We start from the raw sequence: 18252 nt of genomic DNA on the forward strand, positions 1-18252 counted from the left end.
TGGTCGGCGAAGTGCAGCTGGAAGCTGGAGACACCGGGCAGCGTCCCGGCGGGGGCGCGGATCTCGGCGGGGAAGTTGGGCAGCGTCGACAAGTCATTGCCGAACGACGCGGTCTCCGATGTGAACCGGTCACCGGTGAGCTGCATACCATCACCGGAGTCACCCGCGAACCGAATGATCACCCGATCCAGGCGGCGGACCTCGGCTTCCCGCAGGTTCTCCTTCATGACCGGCCGATCACCGGGGCGGGGCGGTGCTGTCCGAGGTGCGGGGCAAGCCATTGTGCGGCCTCCACTCCCCAGACCTCAGCGGTGAGCGGGCCCGCGAGAGTGACGGTCCGCGGGCCGGTGCTGCCGGCGAACCGGCGGGCCGCGAGGTCGTCCAGGGCCATGTCCAGACCGGGCTCCTGGGGACGCCGGGAGTCCGGTGCGGGTTCGATGAGGGCGATCACGGGCTGGGGGGCCTCGTCCGGATCAGGCACGGGACGGCCCACCAGGAGCAGGTTGCCGACCAGCGCCGCCTGACCGTGATCGGTGCCGACGCTCTCCTTGCGGACAAAAGCGCGGGTCTGCAACAGCGTCTCGTAGAGCCGTACGGTGTCCGCGAACGCCCCGTGGGACACCGCTTTGCGGGCCAGCACGTGAAATCGTCCGGCTGGTGACGTGCGTTCCGCGCTTTTCGAAAGGGTCGGTGGTCTGGGCTGCTCGCCGGGCTGGGGTCGGTGTTCGACGAGTTCGGCCAGCACACCATCGGGGTAGCGCACGCGCGCCCGTGCCCCGGGAACGATCACCTCCGGCGATTCGACAACGACAGTGCTCGTGCGCTCCAGTCGCTGTAGTTGCGCGGCGAGGGAAGGCACGATCAGGGAGTAGCGGGTCTGACGCTGAACGGGGGTGAAGGGCCGGCCGCTGGCGATCAGCAGCAAGTTGCCGATGGCGGCCAGTTCGAGGCCGCCGAAGTCCGGTATGGGCATCCGCAAGTCCGCCGGTTCGCCCAGCAGCCTTTCGTAGAAGGCGATGTGGTCGTCCAGGTCGGCGACATCGATGAGAGACCGGGCCAGCAACCGCGGGCGGGACAGGGTCGAAGAGTCAGGGCGGCTACGGAACCAGCGATCGGACAGGTGGACAGGCCGCAGGGGCGTGGACATCATTCAGCCCTTCTTCATGTCAGGTGCCGGAGCGTTCCACCACGGCCGCGCGGTCAGCCCCCAAGCCGTGAACTCGTCAGTGACCAGGCTGTGCAGGGAGGCGTTGTCGCCGTATGGGGCGGGCATGCCCGTGACGGTCACGGTCAGCTGGTCCCCGGTCCGCAGCAGGCAGAGGGAAGCGCGCAGCCGGGCCCTTTCCGGAACGAGCCCGGGCACATTCATGGTGCGCAGCGCGATGCTGTCGGCCTTGCGCCCGGCCAAGATCGCCAGTTCGTCGGGCGCAACGCCGAAGTTGGATGCCACGACATCGACCTGCTGTGCTCCGGGGTTCTTCAGCGGCTCGGCGTAGCGGGCCGGGAGCAGGTGCCACAGCGGCTCCGGGACGCGGGTGGTGCTGTGTCTGCCGGAGCTCTGGAGAAGTGCTTTGGTGGCCTGGCGGGTGGCGCGCAGGTCGCCGTGGCGGGGGGTGCCGCCGGGGACGGTCAGCGGGACGACGACGAGTGCGTTGGCCCGCTCGTCGTGAGTGGGGTGGCGCAGGCTCATCGGGATGCCGACATCGATGGTGGCGTTGGCCGCACGGGGCACTCGCTCGCGGATGAGGTTGGCCGCCACCTCCACGAAGAGGCTGTTGACGGTGCCGCCGTGGGCCTGCGCCTGCTCCTGCCATCGGCGGGCGTCGACCTCGTAGATGGCCGAGGTGAAGAACTGCGGGGTCGATCCACTCGCGGTGTGGGGGTCGGGGTGGCGGCGGACCGCGTTGGTGAGCGCGGTACGTTCCTGCCGGTCGCCAAGCAGGCGGATGCCCCAGCGCGCCACCTGCGGTACGGTGCGCGCGAGTTGGCGCAGCGCGTCCGCGAGGTCGCTGTCGGGAACTCCGTCACCCCGGTGGCGGGGGGCGTGGCGGGCGGCGATGGCGTTGACGATGCCCAGACCGTCGCTGCGGAAGTGCGGCACGGTCAGGGAGACGAGGCAGCCGCCCCGATAGGGGGCGGCGGCCAGGCGCCACAGGGCGCGGGAGTCGGCCGGCAGGGGGGCACGTACCTGGGTGTCGATCCAGTCGGGTGCGGTGGCTTCGGTCAGGGACCGACGCTCCAGATGGAGGGGTTCCGCGTTGTCCGCCGTCAACCATTTGCGACGCGCCACAGGGATTCGAGCCCCGGTGGCGCGACGGCTGAGCAGGCCCTGATTTAGCTGATCCCATTCCGCTTGGAGTGCGTCGGCGGCCAGCGGGGTTGGGAAGCGCCACAGGATCTGGACGATGCGGGAGGAACCGAGCCGGGCCGCGGCCTGGTGCAGCATCTCATCGGTCGAATTCAGACGCCATGCCGTCGCGTCGGAGATCATGTGAGCACCTCGACGATCCGCGAGGCCGTGAATCGGCCGATGGCGGGGGCGAGTTTGAAGCCACTGCCGTTCCAACCGGTGGCGCTGACCAGACCACGGGGGTTCTGCCACTGCGTGACTTCGCCACCGCCAGTGGCGGCCATGGCGTCGTACGCGGTGACGCCGCCTACCACCGAAGCCTTGGCCAGATGGGGGTAGCGGTCCCGGAGCGCGCTACGGATGCGCTGTTCCTCGTGGACCGGTACGCCGTGCGTGACGGTCTCCGGGACGTCAGTGACGGGGGAGAACACTCCGGCGAGCACGGTGCCGCGCTCGTCCCAGCGCCGCAACCATGCTCCCGTGGTGCGGTCGACGACGGTGGGCAGCTGGGAGATGTCGGTGTGGTCCTCCACACGGAAGAGGCCATAGCTCACCGACCTGGTACGCAGCGGGAGATGGATACCGACCGCCTTGGCCAGGGCAGCGCTGCCGACCCCGGCGGCGAGAAGCACGGCCTCGGCGAGGACAGTGCCGGTCGAGGTGTCCACGCCGACGATGCCTTTGCAGGAGAGCAGCAAGCTCCTGGCGCGGGCCCGGCGCACCCGGAGGGCCGATCCGGCGTCCTGGCGGATCGCGTTCCGTACCTGGTCGGCGGGGAGCCAGCCGGCCTGGGGTTCGTACGCACCGTGGAGCCCGTCGGGCACACTGAGACCGGGGAACCGGGTGGTGATCTGCTGGGGCGTGAGGATGTCAGCCGTCCGTCCGGCAGCCTGGAGCACGTCCACATGGGTAGTCGCGCGCGCGAGTTCGTGCGCGGCAAAGAGTGTCAGGCTGCCGTGTTCGCGGAGCTCGGGCCAGGTGCCGTGCCAGCCGCGCCGTCGGTAGAGGTCGAGACCTTCGGCTGCCCAGGCGGGGTGGTCGCCACTCGGGTCGAAAGCGCGCACCAGTCCGCCGGAAATGCTGGTGGCACCTTCGGCGGCGGCGCATTCGTCGACCATTTCCACGGTCAGGCCGCGGGCCGTGAGCCGTTCGGCGGTAGCCATCCCGATGATGCCCCCGCCGACGATCACGACGTCTGCGGACGTTACGGCCTCGGTCATTGCGAGGCTCCCGCCGCCAAGTGCTGTGCGGGCTGCGGGGTGCCTTGCAGCAGAAGCGCTTCGGTGATGTCGGAGGCCCGTACGGACAGCATGGCCAGGGCACCGGCGTCGCCCATGCCGTGACTCGCCTCGCACAGCCCGTTGAGGTAGACCTTCAGCGGGCGGCTACGGTGGGCAGGAACCTTGAGCTCGATGCCGTAGTCCCGTGCGACGACGGGGACGCCGTCCTCGTCCAGGGGCAGACGGTGGGCGACCCCTTCGAGCAACGGGTGGTAGGGCTCGTCGCTGGGCGAGGTCCCGAAGTCCCGGAAGCCGGTGGCCAGGACGACGACGTCGACATCGACATCGAGGGTCTTCTGGGCGGAATGGTTGATGTCACGCATCACCAGGCGGTGCGGGCCGCCGGAGACAGGGGTCTCGAACGCGGTGACTTCGGAGAACGGCATCATCTGCAGCCGCTGCGACCCGGTGAGGTCGTATTCACGTTGGATGCCGACCAACCGGTCGATCACGTCCTGGTCGCACGCGGCGTAGTTGACGGAGCGCAGTTCGCTGCGCAGGCGGCGCCTGGTGCTGGCGGGCAGCGGATGGAAGTAGTCGACGAACTCCGGCAGGAAGACTTGGCGGCTGTAGGGGCTGGTGTCTTTGAGCCGGAAGCCGATGCTGCGGTGGATCGAAGTGACGTGCGCGACGTTGGGGCGGTCCAGAAGGTCGAGGACGATTTCGATCGCGCTCTGGCTGCCTCCCACTACGGCGATGCGAAGGTCCTGGCCGGCCAAGGCTTTCACGGAGGACAAGTAGCGCGTCGAGTGAAAGACGGTCGACCCCAGCTGCCGGAAAGGGGCCGGGATGCGCGGGGACCGGCCGGTGCCCAGGACGAGGCTCTCGCCGAGATGCCTCTGTCCTTGCGCGGTCTCCACGCAGAACACCTCGTCGCCCCCGTCGTCCTCGGTCAGGGAGAGGCTCGTAGCGACCTGCCCGTAGTCCACTACTTCCTGGAATGAAGAGGCGACCCAGCTGAGGTATGCCGCGTACTCCCGGCGCAGTGGGAATTTGGCGTTCAGATGGAGGTAGTCGGTCAATGTGCCTTGAGAGGCAAGAAAGTTGACGAATGTGTGGCGGCTGTTGACATTCCGCGGCATGACCAGGTCCCGGAACGGATTGTTCTGAATGTCGGCGCCGGGCAGCAGCTGCTCCTCTTGCCACTGGAATCTGTCCGCGCGCTCGATGAAATGGGCGTCGGCCGACCGGCCGAGCTCCTCAAGTGCCACGGCCAGGGAAAGGTTCGCCGGGCCGAACCCTACGCCCAGTACGGGATGAACTTGTTGCTTCGTCACTGTTCACGCATCCTCGACTTGTCGTGCATGCAGGAACGCGGGGAAAGGTTCGCCAGCTCACGTCAGAGCTCACCTGCCGACCTGCCGGGCCGGTTTCGTTCCCCGCATGGCCTACGTCGGAAAGGGCAGGGCAGTGAGTTGCTGCGGCATCGGATCACACCGTGCCAGGTAGGGGGCCTTGGGGCGGGCCGGGAGTGGGGGGGGGGGGGGGGGGGGGGGGGGGGGGGCGGGGGGGGGGGGGGGGGGGGGGGCGGGCCCCCCCCCCCCCCCCCCGGCCCGTAGACATGCCCGACGTCCCCAGGCGAAGTAGCGGTGCCTCAGTTGCCCGACACCGAATCGCCCTGGAGCGACACCTCAGTGATCTCGTTCGCTTCGTCGACGTGGACCACACGGGACTTGAAACCGGCGCGCTCCTCGTCGGTGAGCTGCGCGTAGCTGATGATGATGACCTTGTCCTTCGGCTGGACGAGCCGTGCCGCGGCGCCGTTGACGATCACCTCGTTGGCTCCCGGCTGCCCGAGGATCGTGTAGGTCTCGAAGCGTGCGCCGTTGTTGACGTTGACGACGTGGACCAGCTCGCGGACGTCGATCTCGGCGGCTTCCAGCAGCTCGGGCGAGATGGTGATCGAACCGACGTAGTCCAGGTTGCTGTCGGTGATGGTCGCGCGGTGGATCTTCGAGTGCATGATCGTACGCAGCATGATGGCATTCCTTCATCGTGAGTTGCATGCCGGTTGGCACGCGGGGGGCGGGGAGGGGTGGTTGACGGCCTACGCCCTGTCAGGGCTGCCTACCTTGGACTGCCGGGGGCCTCGAAGCCGGTGAAGACGCCCGTGGGGGGCTCGGACGAGTCCGCCAGCAAGGGCGGCTCGCCGAGAGTGGAGGGGGCGCCGAAGGCCTGCGCGATCTGCTCGGCCAGGTCAGGGGTGAGCGGCCAGGCCAGAGAGCGCAAGGTCCACAGGAACTGCAGGATCCCAGAGACTTCGCCGGCGTCATCGGTCTTCAGATCCCGGCAGCGAAGGGCGAGGATCTCCAGGTGCAGGGCGAGGGCCTCGGCCGCCTTGCGGATGGAGAAGGTCTCCAGTTGGTAGGCCTGTTCAAAGCGACCGCGGGAGGCTTGCAGCGCGGTGGCCCACCAGGCGGAAGGGGGTTCTTCAGCTCGGCGCCCCGCCAGTGCGGCGGTGAGCGACTCCGCGACAGTCGCCAGGGGGGCATCGAAGCGGGTGGCCAGCGTCGATGCGGCCACTGGCTCGCTGAACTCGGACTGCTGGAGTTCCGGGCTGGTCAGGGCCAGTACGAAACGCGCTCGGTCGCGGCCCACGCTCTCCAGGAACTCCCCGGCCCAGCGGACGTCGCCCTTGCTGGTGGAGAACTTGCGACCCTCCAGCAGGTAGTACTGGTTGGTGATGGTGCGAGTCTTGGGCAGGTTGACGGGTAATCCGTATCGGGCGGCGAGCAGCGACAGCGTCACGTAGACGAAGGCGTTGTAGAAACCATTGTCGATGCCGATGAACTGGACCAGTTCATCGCAGTCGACCTGGCGGCCCTCCCGGGCGCGCTCCAGCCAGTAGAGGTGGCCGACGTAGATCTCCGGCCAGGCGTTGATGGCCTGGGCAGGGGTGTCGGGCCCGTCCCAGTCCACCGGGATGCCCCACTTGCTCGGGTACGTGATCGGAATGTACGGAAGCGGGCCGGTGCCATTGAGTGTCTGCTCCACCACTCGGGCCAGATCTGGGCGCAGTCGCACCTCCGACGCCTGATACCAGTTGACGAGCACCGTCCGGTAGCGCTCCAGGTCCAGGACCCAGATGGCGACCGACCGCAACGGCAGCGCAGCCGCGGTGTCGGCCACGGGCAGCAGTGCGCCGGGGAGGTTGTAAAGGCCACAGGCCTCGCAGACACCGGCGCGGGCGTGGGCCAGGCAGGTGGGGCACCGGCCGGTGACGAAGGCTTCGGCCTGGTAGGTCTCCGAAGCGGCGTCGTAAGGAAGCTCGACTTCCCGCCGGTCGAACGCGCCGTGGCGCCACAGTTGAGTGAAGAAGTCCGTCACGAACGCCGTGTAGGGGGCGTCGGGCCGCTCGAAGAGGTCCACTTCGACACCCGCGAGCGCCAGCGACTTGGTGACGCTGTCAAAGGCGTGCTGAATCAGAGCCTCGGGCTCCGTGCCCAGGCGCTCGGCAGTGGTGACGACGTACGTCTGGTTGTCGTCGGTACTGGTACCGAAGGCCACGTCGTGGCCGAGGATCTTCTGGGACCGCGCGCATACGTCGCTGCCGAGCACCGGGCCGGAGAGGTGGCCCAGGTGCAGGTCGCCGTTGGGGGTAGGCGGGGAAAAGGTCACGTTGATGCGGCGGCCGGAGCCGTCGCGGGACAGGGCTTCCTTCATCGCGGGTCTCTCTCCTACTGGGCAGGCTGGAGCCAGTAGATGCTGACGAACGTCAGTGGCTCGCTCTGGCTGGTGTTGGTGACGACGTGCTTGGTGCCGTGCGGGATGTAGATGAGGTCACCCGGGGCGATCGTCCGCTCCTCCTCCCCCACCCGCACGTGCCCTTCCCCGCTGATAAAGAGGAACGTTTCGTCGGTGTCATGGCCGTGTGGGGTGCTGGACTCGGTGGCCCGGATCGAGCACAAGGTGCTGTTCCAGGGGGGCGCCACCACGCCGTCCCACGGGTAGAGCTGGCGGATGTCGCATCCGTTCTTGCGGATCAGCTCGGTGCCGGCCTCGGTTTTCACGTGCATGGGAGATCTCCTCTGTTGGGTAGCGGGGCTTCGTAGCGGAACTGCTGTGCAGTGGAACGGGGCATGGGTTCGTTCGTGCGGTCGGCGAGCCGCCATGCCGTCAGCGCAGGTCGAAGATGCGCTGGATGACGTCAGCGTCGAAGGACTCGGCCGGGACCTCGAAAGGGCCCTTGAAAGTGGAGAGCCGGGAGCCGGCCAGCACGGGGTCACTGGGCCAGACCTCCGCATAGGCCGTGCGCCGAGCCCTGCCTTCAGGGGTGAAGGTCATGTTCATCGTGGTCCGTACGGAGGCGGCGATACGCAGGCGCCGCATTCGGACCTCGCGTTCTCTGGCGTACGGCTCGAAGGTCTGCGGCGTCCACGACCGCGACGAGCGCAGGGCCTCCCACACCATTCGTGCGTCCCGCAGGGCGATCGACAGACCTTGGCCGATGACCGGGTCGGTCCATCCGGCGGCATCACCGATCAGCACCCCACCGGGCACATGGGGAGCATCGGTCCAGGCGTCGTTCATGGGGTAGAAGGCACACAGGGCGGCAGGTTTGGCCGCTGCGAACATTTCGCTGTTCGGGATGCACTGGAGCTGGAAGGCATCGAGGAAGTCGGCGTGCCGGTTCGGGCCGGCGAAGCGTCCCTTCTGAGCGACATCGTGGAGCAGATAGAGCCTGGCCCGGCCGCCCTCGCGGGGGAAGACGAAATACAGCAGGTCCCCCTCGGTGCCGACGGAGGTGACATTGACCGGCCAGGCGTCGAGGTTCTCCACGAGCATGCCTCCGCCGAGGGAGTTCGGCGGCGTCTCGGTCAGTGGGACACCCAGTTGCCTGCGCACCGTGGAGGTCCGGCCATCCGCCCCGACCACCAATCGGCAGGTCACTTCGTGCTCAATGTCGTCGTGTTCATAACGCACGACGGGGTTCGGGCCCCCGGCCACTATGACATCGCCTATACCTCGGACGACCGTCGCACCGGCTTCCTCGGCTGCAGTGGCCAGCGCCTCGCAAGCTTCCGGGTGTCCCACGTCAAGAACGCCGCGAATTCCTGGCAGCATCTCATCCAGCCGCAGAGCTCGGGATTCGGCGACCTTGGGATCCGCTATTTCGTCATACCCAATAAAGCGGTCAACGTAGGTACCGCCTGCGTTGAGGAGTGGCTTCTCCAGCCCCAGTTCCAAGAGCTCGACCACACCCCAGCAGTTGATCACCTCGCCTCGCACTTTATCCCGGTAAACGGTCTGCCGCTCAAGAAGCAGTACGTCATAACCGTCTCCAGCCAGGGCTGCAGCCAGGGAGGATCCAGCAATCCCGCCGCCGACGACCACAACATCAATCTGCCCGGTTCGCGCCATGAATCCTCCCGGAAACCCTAATACAGGCACACCAAACAAGGCCGGTGACAGCCAGCCGAGTTCGTTGTGGTGATGACGCTTAAATACTCGCCATTCCGTTCGCATGGTGCGAGACAAGGATGCGACACGCTGCATCCAATTTGGGTCAGACTCAAATCGACATATGGATGCCTGGGCAGCACGATGAGGACACCCTCGCGAAAGGGTGCACTGGAAGCCGGCCGTGTTCGCGGAAGGCGGTCGTTCTCGTTTGCCCTGGGTGACCGCGCCTCCCCCCGTTCACGGGAGAGGAGTTCACGTCACCACGAGGAAGAACGCCCGATCGCCGTTGAAGCGCCAGGGCCTACGCCAACCCGTGCCTTCCACCGAGAAGCCTTGACTGCCCCCTACGGTTGCCATGTAACGCTGCTGCGACAACACCGACATGGACAAGTCACATACGAGTGACCGTGCTCACACTCGCTCGTGCCGGACGCTCCCGGCGAGATGTCTCCGCTGCACCATGCCGTCGCGGCGGGTCCATGGGCGATATGTGCGACGGCTGCCTGACGCCCCTCCCCCGATCACGCCCGTCGTGATCGAGTGCGTGGTGCGGCGCTTCAAGTGCACCAACACCGTCTGCCCGGTGGCGGCGTGCCGAGCCGTTGGCCGCCTGGATTGCAGCTCATCCCGAGGCCGAGACCATGTCCCGGGACCAAGCCGGCGCCTACGCGCAGGGCCTCCGGACCGGAGCCCCGCAGGTAGCGCACGGCTGGCACCTGCGGCACAGGCCCGGTTAGGCGCCTGGTGGCCCGAACCACCGAGCGATACGAAGGCCGTTCATGATGACCTGGTGGCTGGTGTTGATCAGCAACCAGCCCTGCCGTTCGCTGTCGAGTTCGTAGAGGTCATCGGCCTGTGGCGCTCCGAGCTGGCGCATGGCGAAGCCGTCGAGGACGAGCATGTCGGGCCGTGTTCCATCTCGGCGATGGGTGTGCAGGCAGTGTTGGGCGCAATCACGGTGTTCCTCGCGGATGATCAGCCGCATCTCCTTCAGCCGCCTTCGCCGTCGGGTTCGGCGGCTCAGGCGCCCGTCGCGGAGCCAGGGCGAGCCCGGGTGGTCTCGAGGTGATCAGCAACAGTGTTGCTGCCCGTGTTCCCGGGACGGGGAAGAACGGCTGCCGACTCCCCGCTGCCACCACCTGGTCGCCGGTGTCCGGCGCCGCGTCTCTGGCCAGCGGCCTGACCCACTCAAGGACTTGGGCCCACGTCCGCCAGGCAGTCCCTCCTCATTCCGGAGCAGGACCGATGAAAGAGATCTATATCAGGGGTGCCCATGAACGAAGCCGCTGTCGTCGCCGGGCACCACTGCACCGATGTCCACCTCACCGCCGTACTGCTCGGCAAGGTGGACACCCTGACATCGGACCGCCTACACGCCAATCAGGAAAGGCGACTTTGAGGACTACCCAAGCGTCACTTCAGAAGAGCCGCACCCCTCTCATCACTGCTCGGAGACTGAGCATCATCACCAACGGCGTCAGCCCCGGCATCCGGCCAGGTGAGACCTCGTGCGGAGTGCAGCCACACGGCCAAGACCGTACAGACGGCGGCAATTCCCCCCAGCGTCATGGCCATGGACGGGGAACTGTGATCCACAACTACTCCGCCTGCCAGGGCTCCCATGGAGAGGGTCGCTTGGAAAGAGGCAGTGAACAGGACCGAGGCAGCTTCAGGTGCGTGCGGCGTCGCTTTGGCGAACCAGGTCTGGGACGAGACGGGAACAGCCCCGTAGGCAACGCCCCAGATGATCAGAAGGGCTACGGCCCCGATCGCCGAGCGGCCCAGGATTGGCAACAGCAGAGTGACCGCCGCGATCAAACCAGCCGCCAGACCGAAGGTGGCTCGCGGCCGGCGAGCGACCATTGCACCGCCCAAGAAGTTACCGACGATCCCCGCGGCTCCGTAGATCAGCAGGAACAGGGTGATCTGCTGCGAGGTCGAATGCGTGACTTGCTCAAGGAACGGGGTCACGTACGTGTACGTCCCGAAGTGAGCCAGCACGATCAGGAAGGTGAGAACGAGTGCGAAGCGGGTGTTCACACCTCGGAACATGGTCCGCAAGACGCCCAGCCGGGTCACTTGGGCGGGAGGGAGCGGTGGCATGACCAGGAGCAGCATGATGAGCACCGCGATTGTCAGGAAGCCCATCACGGCGAACGACATGCGCCAGCCTGCGAGATCACCGATGAACGTCCCGGCCGGGACACCGAGCACGGAGCCCAGGGGAACAGCGGAGAAGATGACTGCAGTCGCTCGGCCAACAGATTTAGGAGCCACCAGTCGTTCGGCCAGTCCCGCACCGATCGACCAGAATCCACCGATGGTGATGCCCACCATGATGCGGGAGACCAGAACGAGCCAGTAGTTCGGTGCTACAGCGGCCAGGAAGTTGGCCGCGGCCAACAGGACCATGAACACACAGAGCATGAGGCGTCGATCGATCCGTGCAGTCGCCGCTGTGACCAGAGGCGCGGAGACTGCTGCGAGGAATCCCGGCATGGTCATCATCAGCCCCGCCATCCCGTCAGAGATGGTGAAACTGGATCCGATCGACGTCAGCAGTCCGATCGGCAGGATCTCAGTGGTGACGATCGAGAAGAGTCCCAGCATCACCGAGGCGACGGCTAACCAACCGACCAGAGGTGATCGCGTCGATGGTCCGGTACCGCCGGAGTGAGTGGTGGTGGTCGAGGCCATGAATTCCATCCCGTGAAGCGCGAGTCATTGCGCGCTCAGTTCAGCAGGCTCCGTCCTCTGTGGACTGGCGGTTCTGCGACATAACCCTCACAGGAAAGGGTCATGTCGCAGAACCGCCAGTCCACTCTCTCGCTTGCCTTGCTGGTCAGGAACCCGACGGGGGGCGTCTTGCGCTCGCAGTCCAGCACGCCCGGCTCCGCCGCATTCGTTGGCAACTTGGGCAAGTAGCGAGCAGGGGGTGTCTCGGCTCGGTGTTTGCCGGCCGTCCGTTGAGTTGTTGGCTCCGCGTGACCGAAACAAGCCGCTGACATGCCTGGCCGCTGACCTGCCTGGCCGGTGCCAAGCCGACGACCGGCGCCCGCAGCTGACTCTCGCCGAGCCGGCCACGGCCCCACACGATCAGCGCGTACTGATCACCGACGACTCCGGAGAGCGCAGGGCCAGCACCGCCACCGCGCACATGGGCCGCCGGCCCAAGACCCGCCACCCGAGGTTCGGTTCTCCTCGACGCGGTCGCTACCGGCAGGCCCCTTGATCTCTACCGCCGGTTTAACGGACTACCGATGAGGTCGGCGTTGAGGATCTCATCGGGGTTGAGCTCGGGGCTGTAGCCGGGCATCAGATGCAGCTCGCTGCGCTCGGTGTTGTCGGCGAGCCAGGCGCGGACGGCTTTGCCGCGGTGGACGGGGGGCCGGTCGGCGATGACGTTGGCCTTGCGTCCGGCCTGGCGGGCGAGCCGGTCGAGGAAAGCGGTGAACACTTTCGCGGTGAACTTCCCCGTGAACACGGTGAACCAGAGCGAGCCGCGGGAGGCGATCGCGGACATGGTGTTGGTGTTCACCCGGAAGCGGCGGCCGTTGACCTTCACCGTCGGGGTCTGCCCGGCGGAGGCCCACGAGCGTCCCGGCGAGGCGGTGTCCGAGCGTAGCCCAGGCCACGACGGCGTGCTCGGCCTTCGCGCGCGCGGCGATCGCGGGGTATTCCTCTTCGAGCCAGGCACTCACTTTCTCATGCTGCTGGCGGTAGGAGCGGCGGGCCGGGCGCTGAGGTGTGAACCGTACCGGCGCAGCCATTCGCCCACACCCTGCTCGGTCATGGTGAGGCCGGTGACCATCCGGATCAGCTCGGCGACCAAGGCCCAGGTCCACAACGGGCCGCCGATCAGCAACTGTTCGGGCGTGTAGTCGGCCATCGCCTTGAACAGCGCTGCCCGGCCCTGGTCCCCGATCAGCTCACCGGGCCCGGTCCGGGACTCGACCGGTGCCGCGAGCGCCTCCCTGCCCGCCGCCTGGACTTACGCCATCAAGTTCCCACGGACCGCTCCGAGACCCCGAACGCCTCGGCCGCCCGCGGGTGCGTCCGTATCTGCCCCGACTCCAGCGCGGCCACCACCCGCAGCCGCACCACCTCCTGCGCGGCAGGCCCCAGACCCCGCGCACCCCCAGGCTCCATCACACCCCCTCAACGGGCAAGGCAACCAAACCGTTTCGATTCAATAGGTCGATGGCCTCTCTACCGAGGGGTCGAGGCTGAGGGGCGCGTCGGAGGGGGGAGTTGCCCGTGTGGTCACGGCGGCAGAGAACACGGCTTGATCCGCCTGGGTCCCCGTGACTACTACTCGGCGGCAGCCCTGCTGGTCGTTGGGTGCGTCGTGGGCGGTGATCCAGCAGGGCTGGTCGAGCTCCACGTAGCGGAAGAAGCTCGTTTCAAAGGCCACGGGAGTGGCGTTATGAGGAGCGGTATCAGCCAGGGCGGCCTGACTGCAGGCTTCGAGGAGCATCATGCCGGGAACGTGATCATGTGGGTGATCGAAAAGAGTCGTATGGCTGGTGTCGGCCCGTAGCTGCCAGCGTCGCGGGATTCCAGTCGGAGAAAGGACGACATCCGCCTCTTTGCGTCTGCCTACCAATGAGGGGGATAATGGGGGAGCAACGGGTATGGCGCGGGCGAAGGCGGCGGTTGCATCGGCGTAGCGGCCGCGAAGACGGTTGTAGAGCGCGGGCGGGAAGGCTGTGTACCGCAGGTGGGCCGTGCCCAGGAGCGAGCTGTTGCGCATGACACGGATCGTGGCATTCAGATGCATGGATCCCAATCTGCGTCGGATGCAGGGCGCGTGAGTGACAGTCAGCTCCACGGTGCCACTTTCGGCCGAGGCCTTCGCGAGTTCAGCGGGGGCGATGTCGCAGGTGAACTGCTCCCAGCCCATGCGATAGCCGACGGGGACATCGAACGCGGTGTGAGCCACTACGGCTAGCGCTTGACGGACGGTCTCGGTGACTAAATGGGGATGGAGTTCATTGAGGTCTGGGACATAAAAGGGGTGAAGGCGGGGCCATCGTGCCGTAACCAGGTGCGTGTCGGCGGTGAGATGGTGCCATCCAGTGACGAAGACCTCGGAGGCATGCTTCTTGCCTACGTACCGTCTGATCTCAAGTGACGCGCTCGCGGTGCCGGGTGTCATGCGTTCCTCCGGGGCGTCATGGTTCGGGTACAGCACGGGCGTTGGAGGGCCAGTAGGAGCAAAATAGAGTCGATTATGTTTTCTGTCGAGACGGGAGCGAGGTCTTTCATGGCAGAGCAGACAGGTGGACGAGTGATACGCCAGGAGCGTGCCGCGCGGACCCGAGCGCACCTCCTCCAGGCGGCGGCGGAGGTGTTCGTCGAGCACGGCTTCGCCGGAGCAACCCTGACGAAGATCACTGACAGGGCCGGAGTGACGCTGGGAGCGTTGTACTTCCACTTCAGGAGCAAGGGGGACCTCGCAAGGGAGATCGTCCGCAACCAACCGGAACACATCACACCGCCCATTGACTCCGTTGGCTTGCAGCACGCAGTGGACGTCACCCTGACATGGGCCCATGAACTGAATCACAACGCCGTTCTGTTGGCCGGTGCACGTCTGGTGATGGAGCAGGATGCCTTTGTCGACCTCGCCGAGAACTCCCACCAGCAGTGGAGCCGGGTCATGGAGGAGGACTTGGCCAGCGCGCGACGACGCCGTGAATTGCGCTCCACCGCCGACGTCGAGGCCATCGCAAGATTGATCGTCAACTCCTGCACTGGGGCCCAGATGCACTCTCTGCTGGAGACTGGCCGCTCAGACCTCCCCGAACGGATCGTGGATATGTGGCGCATCCTGCTGCCTGCGCTCGCGGCGCCCGCCGCCGTCAAGCGCATCGAGTTGGACGAGGCCCGAGGCCGGGCGCGCTGACCCGCACTTGCTCGGCACAATCGGTCCACGACGTTTGCCGCGACCGAGCTGTCCCCGACCGGAGCAGCGGAGGCACGCGAGAACCCCGTGTCCGGTTCGTTGAGTCCGCGGAATAGGTGTGCGGGACGCTCACGGCTGCATTCTGGCTCAATCCGGAAGAAGCCTCCCCCTGCGGGCCTTTCAGCGGCACAGTAAGCGTTCGGCCCTAGTCCCGGCGCGGCTCGCGTCCGGGTTGGGGCCGCCCTCACCTGCTCCTGTCAGCCAGGGAGGGCCAGCCAACGGAGGACGCGTGCTTACAGGCAAAACCGTCATGATCACTGGTGCATCCAGCGGGATCGGCGCCGCGGCGGCTCGGCTTTTTGCAGCCGAGGGGGCAGCGCTGATTCTGATGGCGCGGCGGGAGGGCAAGCTCAAACAGCTGGCGGCGGAGCTGACAACCGCCGGCTTCCGTGCGGTACCCGTAGCGGGAGACGTGACTTCGGCAACGGACGTGCAGCACGCCGTCTCCGAGGCAGTGCGGCACTTCGGCAGCATGGACGCGGCATTCAACAATGCGGGCTGGGGAGCCGCCGGTACCGTTCTGCACGAGGTTCCGGATGAGATGTACGACCAGATCATGGAGGTCAACGTGCGTGGCGTGTGGAACTGCCTCCGCTACCAGCTTCCGGTGATGCTGGAGCAGGGAACACCGGGCTCGATCGTCAACACCGCCAGCACCGCGGGATTGTTCGCCACCGGCGCCGTGGCGCCGTACGTCGCCGCCAAGCACGCCGTACTGGGGCTGACGAGAGCGGCGGCTGCTGATTACGGTGCCTACGGTATCCGGGTCAACGCCCTGATGGTCGGAAGCACCCGCACGGAACTGCTGGACCAGGCCATTGCGGACTCGTCGGCCACGGAACAGCAGATGGCCGCACGGGCGATCCAAAAACGCCTGGCCGATCCCGTGGAAATAGCCCGTGCCGCCGCCTGGTTATGCAGCGAGCAGTCCTCCTTCGTTACCGGGGCTGCGGTCCCCGTGGACGGTGGCTGCAGCGCCGTCTGACATCGATTCCAGCCAGACGTGCAGTAGGCCCGCCTTGTCTGCCGCTACGACACGGAAGACAAGGCGGGCTCTCTCCCGTCCTTGCGAACGTGCACTTGTCGATCCGCTCGGAAAGAGCCTGGTCATGATCCGCGATGAGTGCGGTTCCTCGAAGTGAAGCGTTGAGTTGGGAGATTGCTGAGCGTGGTGTGCTCGGGCCTGCCGGTGTTGGCCGTGCCCAAGTGGCGGCCGGGCATGGGGGTAGATGTCCTTCCGCGGGTGTACCAGGACATCCTGGAGGTCATCGCGGACGCGCCGGGACCGGTGCGGGCCAGGCAGATCATGCAGAGGATCGAACTGGAGGCCACAGCCGGCCGGATTGAGAGACCCCGCTCGAAACTCAGGCGACCGGTCGAGCGAGGATGGCTGGACGAGGACGAGCTCGGCTTGTCCGACTCGGCCCCTCTCCGGGCCGTCTTCGGGCAGTCGCATCGCCCAACTCCCAGTAGCAGACGGGCTCTTCACTTCCACAGTCGAAGGTGCCGAGCACAGCGACGTAGTACGAGAAGAGTCCTGAGATGGATTCCCTGTGCCCCTCACCCGGGTGCTGACCTATTTGCCCGCTCGGTCAGTTCCTCCGGTCCCTGACACGCACCCCGCCTGGCGACCTGGCCAGTTCATGGACCTGCGCCGAGCTGGAAGAACACCTGCGAACTGGTGCGGGTGGAACGGATGGCTCACTGAGGCCCCGGTGCTGCCAAACCGGATCGCCGACGTGTGCGCGGACGAGCAGTGCGGTCTGACGAACAGGCAGTGCGGTCTGACGAACAGACCGTTGCGAGTAGCTGATCAACTTCACGGAATTCGTGCCTGAGCCGGTGAACGGGAGCCACGAATCCGAAAACGAAGAAGCCCGCGACTCCACGTCCACGCAGAACAGGTTAAAGATCAAGCCAAGTGGCGGAAGGCGTGCGCAGCCGAAACCAGGGTCATGTGGTGGTGCCAGCCCGGATAGGAGCGGCCCTCGAAATCCAGCAGCCCGAAGTCCTGCTCCAGCTCGCTCATCGTGTCCGCCGTGCCTGTTTGCAGGTCTACGAGGGACAGCAGCTCCTCGGTGCGGCGGCGCACCATGTTGGTGATCCACACCCGAGCCGGACCCTTCCGACCAGGTCTCCACTCTGCGAACAGGCGGTACGTGCGTGGGATGTGAGGACCGTGCCCGGCGACGGGCAAAAGGCAGACGAGCGTGCTCAGGATGCGGGTCCTGCGTGGTACACCACCCGACCCGATGACTACCGATCCGGTATGGCTGTGCAGTGTGCCGCTCTGGGCAAGGCTCTGCCATGCGCCGATGGGTGCGGACGCCCCAAGGGTGGGCAGCTGGGCCGGGTTGGTAGAGGTGCAGGGCAGGACCGGGAAGCTGTCGGACAGGGCAATGACGAAGTCATGACGGTATCTGCTCAACATGTGCCCGAGCCCGCCCGTCTCCTTACTGTCATGCAAGTCGGCCACTAGGGGAGCAGGTGCCAAAGAGGTGTGTCGCCGCAGTCCGTCAGCCATGTTGAAGCCAAGGATCCAGGAAGGCAGTGGCTGGACGTCCTCCGGGATACGCGCACGCTGCCGCAGCCGTGGGTGTGCCCAGTGCTCGGGGAGGTACAGGCGCCAGTCAACCGGGATCGCGACGTTTCGCGCTGACAGGAACAGCCCGATGCCGACTTGGCAATTAAGATTCTGCCCCAAGCGGGGAGCGAAACGGCGGTGGACGCCGCAGGAGTGGTTCCCGCGTTTGGGCAGCAACACCGTGGACACGGTCCAGGCTTGTGGTTCGAGGCGTTCCGTGGTCCACCGTGCCAGCTGGTGACGGGTCGGCTCCCATGCCCAGGGGCTGGAGTTGATGAACTGCTGCAGGGACTGCGACGCCGTCGGCGAGTCGGTGATGGCTGCGGCCAGACCCCGGACCGTCTTCTTCCCAGGTGCGGATAACAACCCTTGTAAGTAAGCCTGGCCCCAGCGGCGCTGATCCGCGCGGGAGAGATGACCGAAGAGTGTGTCGGCGAAGCCAGAGAGCTGTCCCGCGGTGATGTTCATCGGCGCAGGGGACAAATGGGTCACAGTCATGGAGATTCCCTCCCTTGGTGAGCACGCTCTGACCGCCATAGAATAATGGAGTCAACTATGTTTTGGCTGGATCGGGAATCAGACAACATCCGGTAGGCCGACTGCCGCTCCTGCGAGGCCAGGACATCCGAGCAGATGAGAATCGGCCAGGCCAATCCTGCAATCAGTG

The 18252-nt window shown here is 66.4% G+C and carries 18 protein-coding genes and 1 pseudogene; 3 read left to right on the forward strand and 16 right to left on the reverse strand.

Annotated features, from left to right (window positions below):
• The 10 genes and pseudogenes from ACIA73_RS38990 to ACIA73_RS39035 form a co-directional block, all read right to left on the reverse strand.
• Positions 1–227: pseudogene (locus ACIA73_RS38990) on the reverse strand (2-oxoglutarate ferredoxin oxidoreductase subunit alpha); the annotation flags it as partial.
• Positions 224–1150: a VOC family protein gene (locus ACIA73_RS38995; protein WP_399443726.1), complete on the reverse strand. Its 927-nt coding sequence runs from the start codon at positions 1148–1150 to the stop codon at positions 224–226. The pseudogene ACIA73_RS38990 and the gene ACIA73_RS38995, both read right to left, overlap by 4 nt.
• Complete coding sequence (locus tag ACIA73_RS39000) at positions 1151–2491, reverse strand: hypothetical protein (protein WP_399443727.1); 1341 nt, start codon at positions 2489–2491, stop codon at positions 1151–1153.
• Positions 2488–3570, reverse strand: a complete 1083-nt coding sequence (locus ACIA73_RS39005; RefSeq protein ID WP_399443728.1) for an NAD(P)/FAD-dependent oxidoreductase — start codon at positions 3568–3570, stop codon at positions 2488–2490. The genes ACIA73_RS39000 and ACIA73_RS39005 overlap by 4 nt, the downstream gene beginning before the upstream one ends.
• Positions 3567–4907 carry a SidA/IucD/PvdA family monooxygenase gene (locus ACIA73_RS39010; protein WP_399443729.1) on the reverse strand — a complete coding sequence of 447 codons (1341 nt, stop codon included), beginning with the start codon at positions 4905–4907 and terminating at the stop codon, positions 3567–3569. Before ACIA73_RS39010 ends, ACIA73_RS39005 begins: the two co-directional genes overlap by 4 nt.
• A gap of 317 nt (positions 4908–5224) precedes the next feature.
• Positions 5225–5608, reverse strand: coding sequence for an aspartate 1-decarboxylase (gene panD, locus ACIA73_RS39015; protein ID WP_399443730.1), 384 nt, complete (start codon positions 5606–5608; stop codon positions 5225–5227).
• A gap of 89 nt (positions 5609–5697) precedes the next feature.
• Entirely contained in the window at positions 5698–7293 is a 1596-nt protein-coding gene (locus tag ACIA73_RS39020) for a class I tRNA ligase family protein (RefSeq protein WP_399443731.1), read from the reverse strand.
• Between the two features lie 14 nt (positions 7294–7307).
• Entirely contained in the window at positions 7308–7646 is a 339-nt protein-coding gene (locus ACIA73_RS39025; RefSeq protein WP_399443732.1) for a cupin domain-containing protein, read from the reverse strand.
• A 100-nt stretch (positions 7647–7746) separates the two neighbouring features.
• Positions 7747–9126, reverse strand: coding sequence for an NAD(P)/FAD-dependent oxidoreductase (locus ACIA73_RS39030; protein WP_399443733.1), 1380 nt, complete (start codon positions 9124–9126; stop codon positions 7747–7749).
• A gap of 640 nt (positions 9127–9766) precedes the next feature.
• Entirely contained in the window at positions 9767–9934 is a 168-nt protein-coding gene (locus ACIA73_RS39035; protein WP_399443734.1) for a hypothetical protein, read from the reverse strand.
• A 372-nt stretch (positions 9935–10306) separates the two neighbouring features.
• Here ACIA73_RS39035 and ACIA73_RS39040 point away from each other — a divergent pair, with 372 nt between their 5' ends.
• Positions 10307–10432, forward strand: a complete 126-nt coding sequence (locus tag ACIA73_RS39040) for a hypothetical protein (RefSeq protein WP_399443735.1) — start codon at positions 10307–10309, stop codon at positions 10430–10432.
• 14 nt (positions 10433–10446) lie between these two features.
• Here the strand turns inward: ACIA73_RS39040 and ACIA73_RS39045 are convergent, their stop codons facing one another.
• From ACIA73_RS39045 to ACIA73_RS39065, 5 genes are all read right to left on the reverse strand, one after another.
• The gene (locus ACIA73_RS39045; protein WP_399443736.1) at positions 10447–11730 is read right to left on the reverse strand and encodes an MFS transporter; all 1284 of its coding nucleotides are present in this window, start codon (positions 11728–11730) and stop codon (positions 10447–10449) included.
• A gap of 538 nt (positions 11731–12268) precedes the next feature.
• Complete coding sequence (locus ACIA73_RS39050; protein WP_399443737.1) at positions 12269–12730, reverse strand: transposase; 462 nt, start codon at positions 12728–12730, stop codon at positions 12269–12271.
• Positions 12731–12922 carry a winged helix-turn-helix domain-containing protein gene (locus tag ACIA73_RS39055; RefSeq protein WP_399443738.1) on the reverse strand — a complete coding sequence of 64 codons (192 nt, stop codon included), beginning with the start codon at positions 12920–12922 and terminating at the stop codon, positions 12731–12733. It lies immediately after the preceding gene.
• Between the two features lie 110 nt (positions 12923–13032).
• Positions 13033–13182 (reverse strand): hypothetical protein, encoded by a 150-nt coding sequence (locus ACIA73_RS39060; RefSeq protein WP_399443739.1) that lies wholly within the window; start codon positions 13180–13182, stop codon positions 13033–13035.
• 40 nt (positions 13183–13222) lie between these two features.
• Entirely contained in the window at positions 13223–14191 is a 969-nt protein-coding gene (locus tag ACIA73_RS39065) for a ScbA/BarX family gamma-butyrolactone biosynthesis protein (protein ID WP_399443740.1), read from the reverse strand.
• Positions 14192–14299: 108 nt separating this feature from the next.
• Between ACIA73_RS39065 and ACIA73_RS39070 the strand changes: the two genes are divergently transcribed.
• Positions 14300–14941, forward strand: coding sequence for a ScbR family autoregulator-binding transcription factor (locus ACIA73_RS39070; RefSeq protein ID WP_399443741.1), 642 nt, complete (start codon positions 14300–14302; stop codon positions 14939–14941).
• A 310-nt stretch (positions 14942–15251) separates the two neighbouring features.
• Positions 15252–15986, forward strand: a complete 735-nt coding sequence (locus tag ACIA73_RS39075) for an SDR family NAD(P)-dependent oxidoreductase (RefSeq protein ID WP_399443770.1) — start codon at positions 15252–15254, stop codon at positions 15984–15986.
• A gap of 927 nt (positions 15987–16913) precedes the next feature.
• Here ACIA73_RS39075 and ACIA73_RS39080 read toward each other — a convergent pair.
• Entirely contained in the window at positions 16914–18053 is a 1140-nt protein-coding gene (locus ACIA73_RS39080) for an IS701 family transposase (protein ID WP_399443742.1), read from the reverse strand.
• Between the last annotated feature and the right edge of the window lie 199 nt (positions 18054–18252).

The sequence above is a fragment of the Streptomyces sp. NPDC051561 genome, from assembly GCF_044454195.1.
GTDB lineage: Bacteria > Actinomycetota > Actinomycetes > Streptomycetales > Streptomycetaceae > Streptomyces.